The organism is Streptomyces sp. GQFP, from assembly GCF_021545335.1.
Classification (GTDB): Bacteria; Actinomycetota; Actinomycetes; order Streptomycetales; family Streptomycetaceae; genus Streptomyces.
This window is the reverse complement of record NZ_CP089312.1, coordinates 1,281,942-1,298,985: the sequence shown is the minus strand read 5'-3', so window position 1 is coordinate 1,298,985 and position 17,044 is coordinate 1,281,942. Positions and strand designations below refer to the sequence as shown.

Genomic DNA, 17,044 nt, shown 5'->3' with positions numbered 1-17,044 from the left:
GACGAGGCGCCCGGCACGTGGGTCACACCCGGAGCAACTGCTCCGTGACCTTCTCCAGGCGCCTCCGCACACCCTCGTCGTATGCCTCCTCGTGCGCCCGCGCCGGGCTCGTACCGTCGAAGTACCGTCCGCTGCCCGACTCCCGGGTCACCAGCGCGAGGACGCCCGCCGCGCCGTCGGCGACGCTCGACCAAGGGGTGACCCCGGCCTCGCGGACCATCGTGGTGTCCATGTAGGTGGCCGGGTGCAGCACGTTGACGGAGATGTCCTGGGCCGCCAACTCCTCGGCCAGGGTGAAGGTATGGGCGGCGAGCGCGAACTTGCTGCGGACGTACGCCGTGGTCCCGCTGTAGCCGCGGGTGAGTTCGGGATCGGTGAAATCGAGGGGTGCCTGACCGGCCGAGCCGACGTTCACGATCCGCGAGGGCGCGCCCGCGCGCAGCGCCGGCAGCAGGGCGCGGGTGAGGACGACCGGCGCGAGGTAGTTCACCGCGAGCCGCAACTCGTGCCCGTCGGCGCTCAGTTCACGTCCCGAGCCGCGCGGACCGGCCCCGACGCCCGCGTTGTTGACGAGCACGTCGAGACTCGGGTGCGCGGCCGAGACCTCGGCGCCCAGCTTCCGTACGGCGGCCAGCGAGGCCAGGTCCGCGACGAATCCCTCGGCCACGCCCTCGGTCCGCAGCTCGGTGACGAGCCGCTCGGTGCGGCCGGGGTCGCGCCCATGGGCGAGCACGGTGTGCCCGGAACGGACCAGCTCGAAGGCGACGTACCGGCCGAGCCCCGAGGTGGCGCCGGTGATCAGAACAGTGGAATGACCAGTGGACATGCCTCCACGGTAGGCACGGGAGGCAGGCACGTACGAGATGCTGCTGGGACTACGACCGGCAGGGTCACCCTTCCGTACGGTCCTCCTCTGTGCTGTCTTCCTCCGCCAGCACGCGCTGCGCCGCCGCGAACGCCGAGTTGGCCGCCGGAACCCCGCAGTACACGGCCGTCTGGAGCAGCACCGCGCCGATCTCCTCGGGGGTGAGGCCGTTGCGGCGAGCAGCCCGGACATGCATCGCCAGCTCGTCGTAGTGGCCGTGCGCGACCAGCGCGGTGAGCGTGATCATGCTGCGCTCGCGCCGGGTGAGCGTCGGATCGGTCCAGATCTCGCCCCACGCGTAGCGCGAGATGAAGTCCTGGAAACGGGCCGTGAAAGGCGTCTGGCGCGACTGGGCCCGGTCCACGTGCGCGTCGCCGAGTACCTGCCGCCGCACCTCCATGCCCCGCAGGGGCACCGTCCCGAAGTGCGGGCGCAGCGCGGCCAGTACGGCTTCCGGGCACTGCGCGACCGCCAGATGCGAGGCGCCCGGCAGCTCGACGAGCGTGGCGCCGGGCACGGCGTCCGCGATCTCCCGCAGATGGGCCGGGGGAGTGGCCGGGTCCTGCCGCCCAGCGACGAGCAGCGTGGGCACACCGATCTCGGTCAACCGGTCGCGCAGATCGAAGGCGCCCAGCGCGTCGCAGCAGGCGGCGTACGCGTCAGGATCGGCGTTCCGGTGATCCGCCACCAGCTCCGGCACGGTGAACCCGGACGTGAACCAGCGCGCGTCGGCACTCTCCGCGAGCCCGGCCAGCCCCTCGCTCCGCACCAGCGCGGCCCGCTCCTCCCACGGCTTGCTGCCGTTGAAGTGGGCCGAGGAGCAGAGCACGGCGAGCGAGGACACCCGCTCCGGGTGGTGGAGGGCCAGGTGCAGACCGACGGCACCGCCCAACGACACGCCCGCGTAGGCGAATTGGGCGATCCCGAGCGAGTCGGCGAGCGCCAGGACCAGCGCGGCGAGATCACCGACGGTGGCCCCGGGCCCGATCAGCCCGGGCGCCGAACCCCCGTGCCCCGGCAGGTCCCAGCGGACCACGCGATGCGTGACGGACAGCTCGGGCGCCACCTTGTCCCAGAGGGCGTACGACGTCCCGAGCGAGGGTCCGAGCAGCAGCGGGGGAGCGGTGGCAGAGCCCTCGACGCGGTGGTGCAGCAGCTTGTCGGTCACGGTCGCTCCAGAGCACGGTCGGTGAGGTCTCCGGCGGAGCCGGTGTAACGGGCGGGGTCGGTCAGGTCGTCGAGGGGGAGGTCCTTCAACTCCGGCTCCTCGGCGAGGAGTTCGGCGAGCGATCGGCCCTCGGTGTAGGCACGGGCGGCCACTTCGGTGAGCAGGGCCTTCGCGCGGGCCCGGCCCAGCACGGGCGCGAGTTCGGCGGCCAGCCGCTCGGAGACGATCAGCCCGTGGGTGAGGCCCAGGTGTTGGCGCATGGTGTCCGCGTGAACCCGTAGTCCCGTGGTCAGTTCAGCGGCGTCCAGGGCGGCGCCCCCGACGGTCCGCAGCAACTCCCTGAGCGGCTCCCACTCGGCGTGCCAGGCGCCGGCCGGCCGTTCGTCCTCGGCGACGAGAGCGCCGTACAGGGTGGCTGCGAGCTGTGGTGCACGCCGGGCGGCAGCCGCGATCAGCGTCGACCGTACGGGATTTGCCTTGTGCGGCATCGCGGACGAACCGCCGCCGCTGCCCTCGGACACCTCGGCGATCTCGGTACGGGCGAGGGTGAGTACGTCGGCGGCGATCTTCCCGAGGGCTCCGGCCGTGAGGGCGAGCGCTCCGGCGAGATCCGCGACGGGGGTGCGCAGGGTGTGCCAGGGCAACAGCGGTTCGGCGAGGCCGAGTTCACGGGCGTAGGCGGCGACCAGGGCCTGCGAGTCAGTGGTTCCGTACGCGGCGAACGCGGCCAAGGTGCCTGCGGCGCCGCCGAGTTGGGCGGGGAGTGCGTGACGTACGGCCGTCAGACGGTCGCGTGCGTCCAGCACCAGCGAGCGCCAGCCCGCCGCCTTCAGGCCGAACGTCGTCGGTACGGCGTGCTGGGTGAGGGTGCGGCCCGGCATCGCCGTGTCACGGTGCTCGGCGGCGAGCCGGGCGAGGGCACGGGCGGTGCGGTCGAGGTCCGTGAGGAGCAGGTCCAGAGTGCGGGCGGCGACCAGCATCGTCGCCGTGTCCAGGATGTCCTGGCTGGTCGCACCCCGGTGGACGTACGGGCCGTACTCCGCGCCGACCGCCGCCGTCAGGTCCGCGACCAGCGGGATCACCGGGTTGCCGCCGGACCGGGCGCGCAGCGCGATCGACCGTACGTCGAAGGTGTCCGGGGAGTCGGCTGCCGCGTCGACCGTCGTGGCCGCCTCCGCCGGAGCCAGCCCCAGCCCGGCCTGGGCACGGGTCAGCGCGGCCTCGGCGTCCAGCAGTGCCCGTAGATACGCGGTGTCGCTCGTCGCGGAGGCCGCCGGGGAACCGGCCCACCCGGGGGAGAGCAGGCCGGTGTCGGCGTCGTCGGCGGTAGCGGCATCGGCAGGTGGTGTCACTCGAACTCCAGGAAGACCGTCTCGCCCTCGCCCTGAAGGCGGATGTCGAAACGGTACGTCCGCCGGAGGCCCTCGGCGGCGATCAGCGTGGCGCGCCGCTCGGCCGACAGGGAGTCGAGCAGCGGGTCGGCGCCGTCCGCCAGATACGCCCGCGTGTACAGGTGGTGCAGCAGACCGCGCGCGAACACGCACACGCTGATGTACGGCAGACCGGCGTTGCCCGGGGGCAGCGTGTACAGCGCGAAGTGGCCGTCGGCGTCCGTGGCGACCCGCCCGAAGCCCGTGAAGTCGGTGCCGTTGCGGCCCAGGTGGCCGCCCGTCACCGGGTTGCGGCGCAGGGAGCCGGGGGCGCCGGTGAGGGAGCCGTCGGGCGCCGCCTGCCAGAACTCCAGCAGGGCGTCGGGGATCGGATTGCCCTCACCGTCCAGGACGTACCCGTGGACGGTGATCGTGTCCGGGTGGCCCTTGGGCGCGACCTGCTCGCCCTCGGGGAAGGGGAGCGCGTAGCCGTAGAAGGGGCCGACGGTGTGGGACGGGGTGGGGAGAAGGTGCTCCGGGGACTCCGGGGACTCCGGGGACTCGGTCGGGGACAGCTGGGACTTCTGGGAGACGCTCATCAGTCGCGGCCTTCTTCGATCCAGGTGGCGGAGGGACCGTCGAGGACGATGTCCCACTCGTAGCCGAGCGAGAACTCGGGCTGGGACAGGTCGTGGTTGTACTGGGCGACCAGCCGGTCACGGGCGGCCTCGTCGGTGACCGAGCGCAGGATCGGGTCGTAGCGGAACAGCGGGTCGTTCGGGAAGTACATCTGCGTCACGAGCCGCTGCGTGAACGCCGTGCCGAACACCGAGAAGTGGATGTGTGCGGGCCGCCAGGCGTTGGTGTGGTTGCGCCACGGGTACGCGCCCGGCTTGATCGTCGTGAACTTGTACCGTCCCTGATCATCCGTCAGGACCCGCCCCACACCGGTGAAGTTGGGGTCGAGCGGCGCCGGGTGCTGGTCCCGCAGATGCGCGTATCGGCCGGAGGCGTTGGCCTGCCACAGCTCGATCAACTGGCCGCGCACGGGGCGCCCATTGCGGTCGAGGAGCCGTCCGGAGACGGTGATGCGCTCGCCGAGCGGCTCGCCCTGGTGCTGGATGGTGAGGTCGCTGTCGATGTCGGTGATGTCGGTGGCACCGAACACCGGCCCCGACAGCTCGACCGTCTCCGGGTCCCCGCCGTTCACCGCGACCAGCGGCTGTTTCGGGTAGCGCAGCAGCGAACTGCGGTACGGGGCGTAGTCGCGCGGCGGATGGTTCTGTACGGGGGCGCCTTCGGCGACCGCCTTGTCGTAGGCGTCCTGGAGGTCGCCGACCTCGATGTCGATGTCCGACTGGGAGAGAGCCATGGGGAGTTCCTAGCGTTCGAGGACGAGGGCGAGGCCCTGGCCCACGCCGATGCAGAGGGTGGCGACACCGACTCCCGTGCCCTGGCGGGCGAGTTGGTGGGCGACGGTACCGGCGAGGCGAGCGCCGGACGCGCCGAGCGGGTGGCCGATGGCGATCGCCCCGCCCTGAGTGTTGAGGATCGCCGGGTCGAACTCGGGCCATTCGGCGACGCAGCCGAGGACCTGGGCGGCGAACGCCTCGTTGAGTTCGAGGGTGGTGAGGTCGGCGAATGTTCTGCCGGCCTTGGTGAGGGCGCGGTTGACGGCTTCGACGGGGGCGAGGCCGAAGTAGTCCGGGTCGAGTGCGTTCACGCCGGTCGCGGATACCCGGGCGAGGGGCTCGCGGCCGGTGGCCTTCAGGCCCTCCTCGTCGGTGAGGAGGAGGGCGGCGGCGCCGTCGTTGAGAGGGGAGGCGTTGCCCGCGGTGACCGTGCCGCCCTCGGTGCGGAACGACGGCTTCAGCTTGGCCATCGCGGCGAGGGAAGCGTCGGTGCGGACGCATTCGTCGGTGGCGAAGACGACCGGGTCGCCCTTGCGCTGGGGGATGGTCACGGGGGCGAGTTCGGCATCGAACAGGCCCGCCTGCTGTGCGGCGGCGGCCTTGTGGTGGCTGGCGAGGGCGTATTCGTCCTGTTGCTCGCGGGTGATCTTGTGCTTGTCGGCGATGAGTTCGGCGGACTCACCCAGGGGGATGGTCCACTGCGGGTCCATCTTGGGGTTGGTCATGCGCCAGCCGAGGGTGGTCGAGTACAGCTCGGTGTGCCCGGCGGGGAAGGGCCGGTCGTTCTTGGGCAGGACGTACGGCGCACGGGTCATCGACTCGACGCCGCCGGCGAGGGCGATGGAGGCGTCGCCGAGGGCGATGGCGCGGGCGGCCTGGATCACGGCTTCGAGGCCGGAGGCGCACAGCCGGTTCACGGTGACACCCGGCACGGAGGTGGGCAGGCCTGCGAGGAGGCCGGCCATGCGGGCGACGTTGCGGTTCTCCTCGCCGGCGCCGTTGGCGTTGCCGAAGTAGACGTCCTCGATGCGGGAGGGGTCCAGGTCGGGGGTGCGGGCGAGGAGTGCGCGGAGGGCGTGGGCGCCGAGGTCGTCCGGGCGCACCGAGGAGAGGCCGCCGTTGTAGCGGCCGATCGGGGTGCGGACGGCGTCGACGATGTACACGTCCTTGAGACGGCTCACGCTGCTCATGGCTGGATCTCCTCGGGGATGCGGACCTTCGCGGCGGTCTTCGTCACGATCTCCTCGACCGTGACGCCCGGCGCGGTCTCGACGAGCACGAGGCCGTCCTCGTTGACGTCGAGAACACCCAGATCGGTGATGACCCGGTTCACACACGCCTTGCCGGTGAGCGGGAGTTCACACTGCTCCAGGATCTTCGGGGAGCCGTCCTTCGCGGTGTGCGTCATGACGACGATGACCGTGCGGGCCCCGTGCACGAGGTCCATGGCGCCGCCGATCCCGGTGATCAGCTTGCCCGGGATCGCCCAGTTCGCCAGGTCCCCGCCCGCCGAGACCTGCATCGCGCCCAGCACGGCGACGTCGATGTGCCCGCCCCGGATCATCCCGAAGGACAGCGCCGAGTCGAAGAAGGAGGCCCCCGGCAGGACGGTCACGGTCTCCTTGCCGGCGTTGATCAGGTCGGGGTCGACCTGGTCGTCGGTGGGGTAGGGGCCGGTGCCCAGGATGCCGTTCTCCGACTCCAGGATCACCTCCACCCCGGCAGGAAGGTAGTTGGGGATCAGCGTCGGCAACCCGATGCCGAGATTGACGTACTGCCCGTCGCGCAGCTCGCGCGCGGCACGCGCGGCCATCTGTTCACGTGTCCAGGCCATCAGCTGCTCACCGTCCGCTGCTCGATCATCTTGGCGCTCGCCTGCTCGGGGGTGAGGGCGATGACCCGCTGCACGAAGATGCCCGGCAGGTGCACCGCGTCCGGGTCGATCTCACCCGGCTCGACCAGCTCCTCCACCTCCGCGACCGTGATCCGGCCGGCCATCGCGGCGAGGGGGTTGAAGTTCCGGGTGGATTTGTTGAAGACGAGGTTGCCGTGCCGGTCACCCTTGGCGGCGCGGACCAGCGCGAAGTCGGTGCGGATACCGCGCTCCAGCACGTACTCCGTGCCGTCGAACTCCCGTACCTCCTTCGGCGGTGAGGCCAGCGAGACGCCGCCCTGGCCGTCGTACCGCCAGGGCAGTCCGCCCTCCGCGACCTGGGTGCCGACGCCGGCCGGAGTGAAGAAGGCGGGGATGCCGGCGCCGCCGGCGCGCAGCCGCTCGGCGAGGGTGCCCTGCGGGATCAGCTCGACCTCCAGTTCACCGGCCAGATACTGGCGGGCGAACTCCTTGTTCGCACCGATGTACGAGCCGGTGACGCGGGCGATACGGCCCGCCGCGAGCAGTACCGCGAGGCCGGACTCCATGGCTCCGCAGTTGTTGGACACCACCGACAGGCCCGAGACCGCGCGCTCGTACAACGCCTGGATCAGTACGTTCGGCACACCGCTGAGCCCGAAACCGCCCACCGCGAGCGACGCGCCGTCCGGCACATCGGCCACCGCCTCCAGGGCTGTGGCGACCACCTTGTCCATCCGTGAAGCCCCATCTCTTCCGAGCGTCTTCCGTGCTCTTCCGCGCGCGATTACTCAGGGCACTGAGTATTTCGGCGAGGTTTCCTTCACGCTGCCACTCGCGGGTCATGGCGTCAAGAGGGGTTGGGAAATTGCAGGTGGTAGCCCTGTTCCCGGACTGGAGACAGGGGGAGGGGTGGGCTGTATCGTCAGTACACCAACGAAATTCCGTACGCCCATACAGGCGATCACGCAGACGACCCCAGGAGCGGACATGGCCGCGGTGGACCTCTCCACCCACCCCGGGCACCTCGCCCGGCGACTGCAGCAGGCGCACTACCTGCTGTGGAACACGATGGTCTCCGAGGAGATCACCTCACCGCAGTTCGCGGTCCTGAACGCGCTGGTCGCCGAACCCGGCATGGACCAGCGCACGGTCGGGGAACGGGTGGGCCTCGACCGGTCCACGGTCGCCGAGGTCGTCAGCAGGCTCGGCCGCCGGGCCCTCATCGACAAGGTGCGCGACCCGGAGGACGGCCGCCGCTCCCTGCTGCGCCCCACGGACGACGGCGTGCGCACCCACCGCAAGCTGACCGTGCGGACGGCCCGGATGAACCAGGTCTTCCTGGCCCCGCTCTCCGCCGACGAGCAGACCGTGTTCCTCGACCTCATCCAGCGCGTCGCCGACGCGGCGGAAGGTCTGCGCAACCCGGGGGAGCCGCTCGCCTCCCAGCGCTGACCTGGTTCCCTCCCTGCCACCGGGTCCGCCCAGCGGACCTGGAACGGATACCGTGCAGGGCGAGACCGCCGCCCGGACCAGGGGATGGCCGGTCGGGAGCCGAGGAGGAAACAGGAATGGCAGCCGGAGCATCCGGGGCAGGGGCCGCGACCGAGTCCGAACCCGCGGGGATGCGTACCGTCCAGCGGGCCATCGACATCCTCGGACTCTTCGACGAGGTCCGCCCCGCGCTGACCATCCGCGAGATCGTCAGCGCCTCCGGGCTGCCGAAGACCACCGTGCTGCGCCTGCTCCAGACCCTGCGGCTCAATGGGCTCCTCTGGGTCGACGAGCACGGCCGCTACATCGCGGGCCCCGCACTGCTGCGCTGGTCCCGGCTCGCCGAACAGGCCTGGCGGCTCCCGGCCGCGGCCCAGGCGCTGCTGCGCGACCTCGCCGCCGAGCACAAGGAGACCGTGCATCTGTACGTACGCCGGGACATCCGCCGCGTCTGCATCGCCCAGGAGGAGGGACCGCAGGCGCTGCGCCAGGTCGTGCGCGTGGGCGACGAACTCCCGCTCTGGGCGGGCGGCGTCGCCAAGGCCCTGCTCCTCGACGCCCCGGACGCGCTGCTGCTCCGGGTCGCGGAGGCCTCACCGTACGGCGCCGGACATCTGACGACCCTGCGGCGCTGGATCGAGGAGGCCCGCGGCCACGGGTATGCCGTCAGCCACGGCGAGCGCGAGGAGGGCCTGTCGGCGGTGGCCGTTCCGGTACGGGGGAGGAGCGGGGCCGTGGTGGCCGCGCTGTCCTTCGGCGGGCCGAGTACGCGGTTCACGGACGAACGGGTGGTGCGATTCGCGGGGGCGCTGCGCGGAGCGGCGGGGGAGTTGGGGCGGGCGGGGTTGCCGTTCGAGGCGTGAGGTGGCGGCAGTTGGCGATGCGGGGGGATGCGGTGGGTGGCGTGGCTGGTGATGTAGCGGGTGATGTGGTGAGCGCTGGTCCGCTGACCGGACCAGTAGTTCCGCTGTGCGGATCGCGGGGTTACCCTGGAAGTCCGCACAGCACGCCACCCGGCACGGAAGGCGAACCCCCGTGAGCCCGACCCTCGTCACCCGGCCCCCGCACACCCCCGCCGACTGGTGGGTCACCGCAGACCAGGCCCGCCGTACGGCGCAGGACGGTCTCGCAGACGCCGCGACGGCACCCGACCTGCTGCGCACGCTCGCCGAACTCGACCGGGCCCGCCGTGCCTCCCTCGTCGCCGCCGGAGCCGCCGCCGAGGCCCTGCTCGCCGCGGGCACCGGCTGGCCGGAGATAGCGGCGGCCCTCGGTTTCGCCTCGGCCGACGAGGCCCGGGAGGCGCTCGGTGTCGCCAGGGCGGAGGCGGAGTCGGCGATCGGGGAACGCCTCGGCCATCGCGCCTGAACCGTAGGGGGGCTTGGCCAGGCGCTCATGAGGGGAACGGGGCCTTGGTCAGGCGCTCATAAGCGGAACGGGGACTGGCCAGACGCTCATGAGCGGAACAGGGATCTGGCCAGGCGCTCCCGAAGCCGTCCGGGGACTCGGTCAGGCGCTCCTGAGTCGTCCGGGGGGCTAGGTCAGGCCGTCGCGAACACCACCCACACCTGCCCCTTCGCGAAGTTCACCGGCGTACCGTCCGCCGTCGTGAAGTCCGTCCCGTCCGCCGCCGTCCCGCGCCGCCACTCCACCTCGAACACCCGCCCGTCGCGCAGGACTTGGGCCCGGCCCGAGCCCACGGTCTGGGTGTACGGCGAGTTGTTGCCGAGGACGTCGTGGAACCGCGACTCGCGCACCTTCACGTACTGCACGACGACCGTCGGAGCGGCGAGCCGCTTGCCGTCGGTCGCGAGGGTCGGGGTGCCGTCCATCGACACCAGCCAGCCGTGCCGGTCCGCGGACCAGGTGAAGGTGAAGCGCGCCGACGGGAAGCGGACGGTGCGCGACTTCGCCGGGGTCCCGCCCTCGGGGGCGGCGCCGTACCGGAAGCCGGTCGTCAGCGCCGCCGCTCCGGGCACGGCGTCGAGCAGCCGCTGCGGTCGCAGGTAGAGGTTGTGCGGCGCCACTTTGCCGACGCCCCGGTAGTAGGCGCCGGAAGCGGCCGACGACGGTGACTCGGCGTTCAGTGGCGCCTTGTCGATCAGCGGCAGCAGCTTGCCCTGGGCGCCGGAGAAGGCGAGCGTTGGCTCCTGGAACTGGCGGAGCAGCTCCAGATCGGACTCGCGTGCGCTGCGTACCGGCCCGACGGCCTTCGGCAGCTGTGTCGCGTACACCGCCATCAGCCGGCTCAGACCGCCCTCGACCTGCTCGGCGTACACGATGTCCGCCGCCTCAAGGCCCGTCTGGGGGCGGGCCGCGCGGACGTTGTCGATCTTCACGGCGAGGGCCGAGCCGGCGCTCATCGGGTCGTGCCCCTCGGATTCGCGCTGGTCGGGCTCCTGGCTACGGCTGTGGGTCTGTCCGCGCCCATCGTCGGGTCGGTCGCCCGAGGTGCAGCCGGCCATCAGGGATGCCGTCACGGCAGCGGCCGCCACCAGCGCCGCCGTGGCCGTTCCGCGGCGCCGTGTGCGTGCCGTTCGCGCGATCTGTCGCATGTCCACCGTCGCCACCAGTCCGTATCTCTACGATTGTGCGCTTATCTGTTCATTGGTGGCCATACCCGATTGATTCTGATCGCGCGCGGCGAAGGGGCCGAACGGCCCACGGCCGAGGTCCCCCGGGGGTGGCCTCAGCCCTCCGGGCCGAGGATCTCCGCGAGGTCGTACCCCACCGGCTCCTCCAACTGGTCGTACGTGCAGCTGTCGGCCGTACGGTCCGGGCGCCAGCGGCGGAAACGGGCCGTGTGCCGGAAGCGCACGCCGTTCTCCATGTGGTCGTACGCCACCTCGGCCACCAGTTCGGGCCGCAACGGGATCCACGAGAAGTCCTTCTTCGCCGACCACCGGCTAGGCGCCCCCGGCAGCCGCGAGGCCTCGTGGGCCGCCTCGTCCGCCCAGGCGGCCCACGGATGCTCACTCACGTCCGCCAGCCGTAGCGGCTCCAGTTCCTCTACGAGTTCGGCCCGCCGCTTCATCGGGAACGCGGCGCTCACCCCGACATGCTGGAGGGTGCCCCGGGCGTCGTACAGCCCGAGCAGCAGCGAACCCACGATCGGTCCGCTCTTGTGCAGCCGGTACCCGGCGACCACGACATCGGCCGTCCGCTCGTGCTTGACCTTGAACATGACCCGCTCGTCCTGGCGGTAGAGCAGGCTGAGCGGCTTGGCGATGACACCGTCGAGCCCGGCCCCCTCGTACTGCTCGAACCACTGCTGGGCCACCTCGATGTCGGTGGTCGCCGGCGCCACATGCACGGGCGCGGTCACGCCGGACAAGGCCAGGGTGAGCAGCGCGCGCCGGTCGGTCAGCGGGACGTCGAGGAGCGACTCGTCGGCCAGCGCCAGCAGATCGAACGCGACGAACGAGGCGGGCGTCCGCTCGGCCAGCGTCCGCACCCGGGACGCGGCCGGGTGGATCCGCTCGGTCAGCGCGTCGAAGTCGAGCCGCCCACCGAGCGCGATCACGATCTCCCCGTCCAGCACGCACCGCTCGGGCAACCGGTCCCGCAGGGCCGCCACCAGCTCCGGGAAGTACCTGGTCAGGGACTTGCCGGTGCGGCTCCCGATCTCGACCTCGCCGCCGTCCCGGAACACGATGGCCCGGAAGCCGTCCCACTTCGCCTCGTAGTGCATGTCCGGGGGGATCTTGGCTACGGACTTGGCGAGCATGGGTTTTACGGGGGGCATGACCGGGAGATCCATGGTTCGACTCTACGAGTCGTCCATGGCGTCCGCGCGCTGCGCGATTCGTCCACCGCAGCCCGGCTGTCCTGCACTTTTACCAGTGCGTGTCAGCCGGACTGTGAGACGAATGTGAGATGCCGCCGCGCTCAGCTATCCGACGGGCGGCTCGCTCTTCGGCCGTCCGCCCTTGCAGGCGCGCCGCTCGGCCAGTTCCTGCTCGGCGGTCGCGAGGTCGGCGTGGTCCTGCTCGTCTCCGTGCTCGCGAACGCGCGCACGCATGTGGTCGAGCAGATCGTTCGTGCGGTCGGTTTCGAGCCGCCCGTAGATACGCCCGTAAGCGTCTCGTAGCGAGCCCGGCACCCGGATGGGGCAGGGCTTGGTGCGCCTGGGTGGGGGACTCTCCCGCCCGCAGCTCACGCTGCTCCCTCTCTGCGGAGGCAGGGAACCTTCGCACGAGGCTTGTGCATCTGCAAGGTTTCCAGATTCTGCGTAGATGCGTGGTTAGCCATTTCGGGAAACGGAAACGGCCCTTGGTCGGTGCTCGCAACACCGCCCAACGACCTGACGGAATCCACCTGACTTAACCAGGAGACCCGCTGTGCAGAAGCCTGCCATACGTCGCGAGCGGCGCGTCACGCGTCGTATCCTCCGCGCCGCCATCTGCCTCGTGCCGTGGCCGGCCGCGCTCCCTCGCCGCGTGGCTGATCGCCTCCGGCGCCGACCGTGAGACGGTGACCGGCTGTGCCAACGGGCTGCGGACCGCGGCGAAGCGCGTGTGAGTCGAGCCAGCGGTGACCGCCCGTACGCGCCGCACCATCCACGGTGGCCGTGCCCACCAGACCCGCACAGGTCTGCCGCTACACCCGGGCGCAGGTCGCCCGCCTCGTCTCCCTGTACCGGCCGAGGGAGGCGGAGTGCAAGGCCGCGGTCGACTGCCTGGCCCTCGCCGTCGCGGCGTAACAGCCGCTCAAAATCTCCGAAATGGCGCATTTTACGCGCCATTTGCCAGACGGGTATTCGGTCTCGGGGTAATGCCCCTCGAACGGAGAAGGCCCGTCTGGCCCGCCCTCATCAGGGCGACTACCAAGAAAAGAAGAACGGCCTCGGTTGGTGGTTACGTCACCGGCCCCGAGGCCTGGGCCCATCTCTCCATCGAAGGAGCAAGACCATGGCGAAAACAGTAACAAGCGTCGCTCCCGTCGGCGTCACCAAGCACCTTGCTTCGCCGTCCCCACAGCCCGAAGCCCTCAATCTCGACGCAGAAATGCAGGCCCGTGTCGAGCAGGACGCCGCCCGCATCATGGCCGCCATCACCGACCCCACCACCGCGATCAAGGCGCTCACCGCTGCGCACGGAATCCAGGTCGTGGAGTTGGACGACCCCTTGGACGGCCTGTACGCGCACTACCTGGAGGCTGGCGGCACTCACCTCCTTGTCGTCCCCGCCGACCAGGACCCCGTCACTACCCTGTGGGCCGCCCGCGCGCTGATCGCCAACCAGGGCGTGATGCCGCGATGATGACCACTGGCACCACTGTGTGCGCGTACGAGGGCGGTCCCGCCGTCACGGTCCGCACCGGCCAGGCCGGCAACCAGTACGGGCTGTGCGCCCAGTGCGCCGTCCACACCGACCGCTGCGACACTGCCGAGACCATCCTGGAAGGCCTGCGCACCGGCTTCCGGGACGCCGGACACCTCACCGAAGGCATCAACAACCTCATCGACCAGCTGATGATCATCGTCCCGCTGACGCCCGGCAGCAACCCGCTGGCCATGCTCACCGCCGCCCTCCGGCACATCGCCCCTCAGGACGGCACCGCGGCGGAGGTGCCGGCATGACAATCACCATCCCTCGCGACCTCGCGCTAACGGTCCGACGAGGCCCCGTCACCTCGCCCGGCAAGGTCGCGGAAATCTGTGACGTCCGCCGCACAGATGGCACAGCCACCCTCGTCTACGACCGGCACCGCATCAACCCCGGCACTGCCGTGTGGTTCGCCCGCATCCTCCTGCGCGAGCACGGGTACGCCGTCTCCGAGGTGATCCTCGACGGTATGGGGCCGGACATCACCGCCCTGTTCCGGGATGCGTCCCGGCTCCGTCTGAACATCGAACTGGGCTCCCGCGTCACCACGCCCAAGGTAATCGACTGTGACGATAACGGCCCTGCCTCGTACCAGGTCCCGGGCGGCTGGGATCTCGCGGACGCGACCGACCGGCTCCCCGCAGCGCACGCGGCGGCCCGGCCGAAAGTTGTTCGCGCTCTGCGGACGATCGCCGAGGAAAAGAGGAAGAACGGCGGCATCATCGACACGGCGCTGGACGTAGCGGCCGGGATGATCCTGGAGACCGGGGACCCCGACCAGGTGTGGGACGCGCTCACCCGCGCCCTTGGCCAGGATGAGTCCGAGCGGACACAGGTTTCCGCATGAGGACCGCCGCCACGATCATCGAGCAGCTTGAGGCCAACCACGCTGCGAGCAACGCGGCCGGGCTCGGCAGCCCCGAGCTGGACGCCTTCCATAACCTGCTTGTCGAGCTGATCGCCGAGGCTCCCGAGCCGGAGTTCCGTCTCCGGGAGATCGTGGACCTCCTCGCCCGCGAACACAGCATGAGTGCCAAGTCCGCCTGAGCGGCATCCCGTTCACGGCCCCGGGCCGGCGTCCTTCGGCCGGCCCGGGGCCTGGACTCGATCCTCCTTCACCAAGGAGTTGAGGCATTGTCCAGGACAGTAACCACCTGCGCCCAGCAGCCCACCCCGATCCGACTTCCCGAGCCCGTCCGCAACCTCCTTGAGACCGTCCTCGAAGCCCTCGACCTGCCGCACCGCGGACGAGAGTCAGGTATGAGCACCCTGCCCCGCACCACCGACCACTGGTGGTACCTGACCACACCGTACGGGCAACTGCTGGACACTCTCGGCATGAAGGTGTTCACCGCCCATCCGCCCGCCGAATGGCCCGCCGACCGCGAGTTCGTGGCGGGGATCGTGATCACTCCGTCCGGCGGCATCTCTCACATCGAAGCGGTCCCCGACCTGGTCGGCATGGAACGGGAGTACACCGTCCGTGGCCTGCTCGCCAAGTGGCACGGCGTCGACACCACCGACTGGCCGGTCGCCGTGGCATGGTCCGAGAAGGGGCAGCGATGACTGAGCCCCGCACCATCACCCTGCCCACCGCGGACCACGGCCTGGTCACCGTGACCTGCCCGGCCTGGTGCGTGGGCCACCCCAACCACAGGCCCGACGACCACCGCGCCGACATCCTCCACTGTGGACCGGACGTCGCCCTTGTCTTCCGGGGCCACGACATCGGCGACGCGAGCCTCGTGCAGTCGCCGTTCTCCACGGCCGAGATCCCAGAGTTGTGCAGCAGCACGCCCGGGGTGTCCGTCAGCCTCCTCGGCCTGACCCTCGCCCCCGCCGCCCTGTGCGACTTCGCCGCCGCCCTCGACCGGCATGCCGACCAACTGCGCGACCTCGCCGACCAGTTGTACGCGATCCTTGCCGGAGGCGACCGGTGAGCCGCAGCCTCCTACGCCGCCCTACTGAGCACGCCGCCATCCGCGCCGCATGCCGGTCGCCTCGGCGCCTCCCGCCCGTCCCTGACCTCCTGGTCGCGCTCCTCGATGTCGACGCGTGCGGCGACCGCGAGGGCGTCATCCTCTGCGCGCACTGTGCAGTACGGGCCGCTGAACCGGAGGCGGGCGAGTCGTGACCAACCGTCGTTGGCGATGTAGTCGCCGACCGCGGACGTTCTCCGGGGCCTCCAGGACCGCGGCCCGGTCGAGTACGGCAGCTGGTCGTTCCGGGACCTGAAGGCCATCTTCGACGCGACCGGGCACGGCGAGTACAAGACCGGCGGCAAGATGCACGTTGGCCTTGGCCTGATCCTGGACGCCATCGCGGCCCGCGAGGAGGACGACCCCGACGACGAGGGGGCAAGGGAGGCAGGTCTTGATAGCTACGGGAAATCGGAAACGGGCACTTCAGCCTTCCCGCCGCGCCTACGTTCCCACGCTTCGGCCTGTGTGCACACAACACATGGCGCGGCGCCAGCTGACTGCTGCTGCCGATGGATTTGGGAATCGAGCGACGTGGCGCGTATGGTGCCGCTCCGCTGTAGGACCACCCGCAGGAGGGACTACGCATGACCGCTCATCAGGACGCGCTCGCCAAGGCCACGACCGCGTACATCAGCGCGGACGAGGCCCTCTCGGCGGCCATCACCTCGGCCGTACGTGTCTCAGAGATCAAGGCGGTATGGGACACGGCGCGGGCCACGCGCCTTGCATATGCCAAAGCCCTGGAAGACGCCGGGCACTCCGTGTCAGCGGGACTGGACTACGACAAGGACGCCGAGTAGGCCTGTCGCTCCGAATGCCCCAAGTGGGCGCATTCCAGGGGCATCTCTGCGTTCTCAGTGACGTACCCAGCGGCGCATGGAACACAACAGACGCACGACGAGGCCCCAGCCGAGTCCTCCCGGCTGGGGCCTCGTCGTGCTCGTGCCGACCTACAGACTGTCGAGGATCTGCGCACGCCGCTGGGCGTACTCCTCATCCGAGACGAGTCCCTGCCCCCGCAACTGATCGAGCGTCGCCAACCGGCTCGCGATGTCCGGCGCACCCGTCGGCGCGGAGCCCCCTGCCGGACTCGCAGGGGTTGAACCAGGGGCCGTTCCCTGGGCGATGTGCCGCCGCAGATCATCGGCCAGAACCTTGCCCTGATCCTTCGGCATGTTCTTGATGTCTGCCCGGTTGCCCGAGGTGTACACCGTGAGCGTGCCCAGAAGGATGCCGCCCTGCCACTGCACCGAGGAGACCTTCCCGTAGGGGAAGTCCTCGACCTTCTGCGACATGATCCCGTTCTTGTAGAAGATCAACCGCAGGTTCGTCATCGCGATCAAGCCAGCACCACCGCCGTACTGTCCTGTGGCGAGCATCTCGACCGTCTCGCCCTCCCACAGCACCTCGGGCAGTCTTTGGATCTCCCGCTTCGACCCCATAGTGCTACTTAGTTTCGCGGCCGCAGCGTCGATGTCCGGTCGCACATTGAACGTCGCCATGACGTCCCCCCTTACTGAATCGTGCCCGGATCGTACCGACCCGTCCGCAACAGCACACCGGCCACGCAAAGC

At 70.6% G+C, this 17,044-nt stretch carries 24 protein-coding genes; 12 read left to right on the top strand and 12 right to left on the bottom strand.

Annotation, left to right across the window (positions count from 1 at the left end):
- Window positions 1-22: 22 nt before the first annotated feature.
- The 8 genes from LUX31_RS05730 to LUX31_RS05695 all read right to left on the bottom strand — a co-directional run bounded on the left by LUX31_RS05730 (window position 23) and on the right by LUX31_RS05695 (window position 7,404).
- Window positions 23-826 (bottom strand): SDR family NAD(P)-dependent oxidoreductase, encoded by an 804-nt coding sequence (locus tag LUX31_RS05730; RefSeq protein ID WP_235473595.1) that lies wholly within the window; start codon window positions 824-826, stop codon window positions 23-25.
- Window positions 827-890: 64 nt separating this feature from the next.
- Window positions 891-2,033, bottom strand: a complete 1,143-nt coding sequence (gene pcaDC / locus LUX31_RS05725) for a bifunctional 3-oxoadipate enol-lactonase/4-carboxymuconolactone decarboxylase PcaDC (protein ID WP_235473593.1) — start codon at window positions 2,031-2,033, stop codon at window positions 891-893.
- Window positions 2,030-3,385, bottom strand: coding sequence for a 3-carboxy-cis,cis-muconate cycloisomerase (gene pcaB / locus LUX31_RS05720; protein WP_235473592.1), 1,356 nt, complete (start codon window positions 3,383-3,385; stop codon window positions 2,030-2,032). Before pcaB ends, pcaDC begins: the two co-directional genes overlap by 4 nt.
- Window positions 3,382-4,002, bottom strand: coding sequence for a protocatechuate 3,4-dioxygenase subunit alpha (gene pcaG, locus LUX31_RS05715; protein WP_235473591.1), 621 nt, complete (start codon window positions 4,000-4,002; stop codon window positions 3,382-3,384). Before pcaG ends, pcaB begins: the two co-directional genes overlap by 4 nt.
- Window positions 4,002-4,775 (bottom strand): protocatechuate 3,4-dioxygenase subunit beta, encoded by a 774-nt coding sequence (pcaH, locus tag LUX31_RS05710; protein WP_235473590.1) that lies wholly within the window; start codon window positions 4,773-4,775, stop codon window positions 4,002-4,004. The genes pcaG and pcaH overlap by 1 nt, the downstream gene beginning before the upstream one ends.
- Window positions 4,776-4,784: 9 nt before the next feature.
- Window positions 4,785-6,005 carry a thiolase family protein gene (locus LUX31_RS05705; RefSeq protein ID WP_235473588.1) on the bottom strand — a complete coding sequence of 407 codons (1,221 nt, stop codon included), beginning with the start codon at window positions 6,003-6,005 and terminating at the stop codon, window positions 4,785-4,787.
- On the bottom strand, window positions 6,002-6,649 hold the full coding sequence (locus LUX31_RS05700) for a CoA transferase subunit B (RefSeq protein WP_235473586.1): 648 nt from the start codon (window positions 6,647-6,649) through the stop codon (window positions 6,002-6,004). Before LUX31_RS05700 ends, LUX31_RS05705 begins: the two co-directional genes overlap by 4 nt.
- A complete protein-coding gene (locus LUX31_RS05695) occupies window positions 6,649-7,404 on the bottom strand; it encodes a CoA transferase subunit A (RefSeq protein WP_235473584.1) in 756 nt (251 codons plus the stop codon). The genes LUX31_RS05700 and LUX31_RS05695 overlap by 1 nt, the downstream gene beginning before the upstream one ends.
- A 253-nt stretch (window positions 7,405-7,657) precedes the next feature.
- Here LUX31_RS05695 and LUX31_RS05690 point away from each other — a divergent pair, with 253 nt between their 5' ends.
- The 3 genes from LUX31_RS05690 to LUX31_RS05680 all read left to right on the top strand — a co-directional run bounded on the left by LUX31_RS05690 (window position 7,658) and on the right by LUX31_RS05680 (window position 9,529).
- On the top strand, window positions 7,658-8,122 hold the full coding sequence (locus tag LUX31_RS05690; RefSeq protein WP_235473583.1) for a MarR family winged helix-turn-helix transcriptional regulator: 465 nt from the start codon (window positions 7,658-7,660) through the stop codon (window positions 8,120-8,122).
- A gap of 116 nt (window positions 8,123-8,238) precedes the next feature.
- Window positions 8,239-9,024 carry an IclR family transcriptional regulator gene (locus LUX31_RS05685; protein WP_235473581.1) on the top strand — a complete coding sequence of 262 codons (786 nt, stop codon included), beginning with the start codon at window positions 8,239-8,241 and terminating at the stop codon, window positions 9,022-9,024.
- Window positions 9,025-9,196: 172 nt separating this feature from the next.
- Window positions 9,197-9,529: a hypothetical protein gene (locus LUX31_RS05680; RefSeq protein ID WP_235473579.1), complete on the top strand. Its 333-nt coding sequence runs from the start codon at window positions 9,197-9,199 to the stop codon at window positions 9,527-9,529.
- 173 nt (window positions 9,530-9,702) lie between these two features.
- Here the strand turns inward: LUX31_RS05680 and LUX31_RS05675 are convergent, their stop codons facing one another.
- From LUX31_RS05675 to LUX31_RS37430, 3 genes are all read right to left on the bottom strand, one after another.
- Window positions 9,703-10,716 carry a DUF3048 domain-containing protein gene (locus LUX31_RS05675; RefSeq protein WP_235473577.1) on the bottom strand — a complete coding sequence of 338 codons (1,014 nt, stop codon included), beginning with the start codon at window positions 10,714-10,716 and terminating at the stop codon, window positions 9,703-9,705.
- A 134-nt stretch (window positions 10,717-10,850) separates the two neighbouring features.
- Window positions 10,851-11,921 (bottom strand): ATP-dependent DNA ligase, encoded by a 1,071-nt coding sequence (locus LUX31_RS05670; RefSeq protein WP_235473576.1) that lies wholly within the window; start codon window positions 11,919-11,921, stop codon window positions 10,851-10,853.
- 132 nt (window positions 11,922-12,053) lie between these two features.
- Window positions 12,054-12,182 (bottom strand): hypothetical protein, encoded by a 129-nt coding sequence (locus LUX31_RS37430; RefSeq protein WP_268828118.1) that lies wholly within the window; start codon window positions 12,180-12,182, stop codon window positions 12,054-12,056.
- Window positions 12,183-12,731: 549 nt separating this feature from the next.
- Between LUX31_RS37430 and LUX31_RS37425 the strand changes: the two genes are divergently transcribed.
- From LUX31_RS37425 to LUX31_RS05630, 9 genes are all read left to right on the top strand, one after another.
- Window positions 12,732-12,863: a hypothetical protein gene (locus LUX31_RS37425; RefSeq protein WP_268828117.1), complete on the top strand. Its 132-nt coding sequence runs from the start codon at window positions 12,732-12,734 to the stop codon at window positions 12,861-12,863.
- A 208-nt stretch (window positions 12,864-13,071) separates the two neighbouring features.
- Complete coding sequence (locus LUX31_RS05665; RefSeq protein WP_235473574.1) at window positions 13,072-13,422, top strand: hypothetical protein; 351 nt, start codon at window positions 13,072-13,074, stop codon at window positions 13,420-13,422.
- Entirely contained in the window at window positions 13,422-13,742 is a 321-nt protein-coding gene (locus LUX31_RS05660) for a hypothetical protein (RefSeq protein ID WP_235473572.1), read from the top strand. The genes LUX31_RS05665 and LUX31_RS05660 overlap by 1 nt, the downstream gene beginning before the upstream one ends.
- Window positions 13,739-14,335 carry a hypothetical protein gene (locus tag LUX31_RS05655; RefSeq protein ID WP_235473571.1) on the top strand — a complete coding sequence of 199 codons (597 nt, stop codon included), beginning with the start codon at window positions 13,739-13,741 and terminating at the stop codon, window positions 14,333-14,335. The genes LUX31_RS05660 and LUX31_RS05655 overlap by 4 nt, the downstream gene beginning before the upstream one ends.
- Entirely contained in the window at window positions 14,332-14,535 is a 204-nt protein-coding gene (locus LUX31_RS05650) for a hypothetical protein (RefSeq protein WP_235473569.1), read from the top strand. Before LUX31_RS05655 ends, LUX31_RS05650 begins: the two co-directional genes overlap by 4 nt.
- Window positions 14,536-14,622: 87 nt before the next feature.
- Window positions 14,623-15,054 carry a hypothetical protein gene (locus LUX31_RS05645; RefSeq protein WP_235473567.1) on the top strand — a complete coding sequence of 144 codons (432 nt, stop codon included), beginning with the start codon at window positions 14,623-14,625 and terminating at the stop codon, window positions 15,052-15,054.
- Entirely contained in the window at window positions 15,051-15,428 is a 378-nt protein-coding gene (locus tag LUX31_RS05640) for a DUF6907 domain-containing protein (protein ID WP_235473566.1), read from the top strand. The genes LUX31_RS05645 and LUX31_RS05640 overlap by 4 nt, the downstream gene beginning before the upstream one ends.
- Window positions 15,425-15,622 carry a hypothetical protein gene (locus LUX31_RS05635; protein WP_235473564.1) on the top strand — a complete coding sequence of 66 codons (198 nt, stop codon included), beginning with the start codon at window positions 15,425-15,427 and terminating at the stop codon, window positions 15,620-15,622. The genes LUX31_RS05640 and LUX31_RS05635 overlap by 4 nt, the downstream gene beginning before the upstream one ends.
- 432 nt (window positions 15,623-16,054) lie before the next feature.
- Entirely contained in the window at window positions 16,055-16,270 is a 216-nt protein-coding gene (locus tag LUX31_RS05630) for a hypothetical protein (protein ID WP_235473563.1), read from the top strand.
- A gap of 150 nt (window positions 16,271-16,420) precedes the next feature.
- On the opposite strand, the gene LUX31_RS05625 is transcribed toward LUX31_RS05630, so the two are convergent.
- Window positions 16,421-16,972, bottom strand: a complete 552-nt coding sequence (locus tag LUX31_RS05625; RefSeq protein ID WP_235473561.1) for a PH domain-containing protein — start codon at window positions 16,970-16,972, stop codon at window positions 16,421-16,423.
- Window positions 16,973-17,044 lie beyond the last annotated feature (72 nt).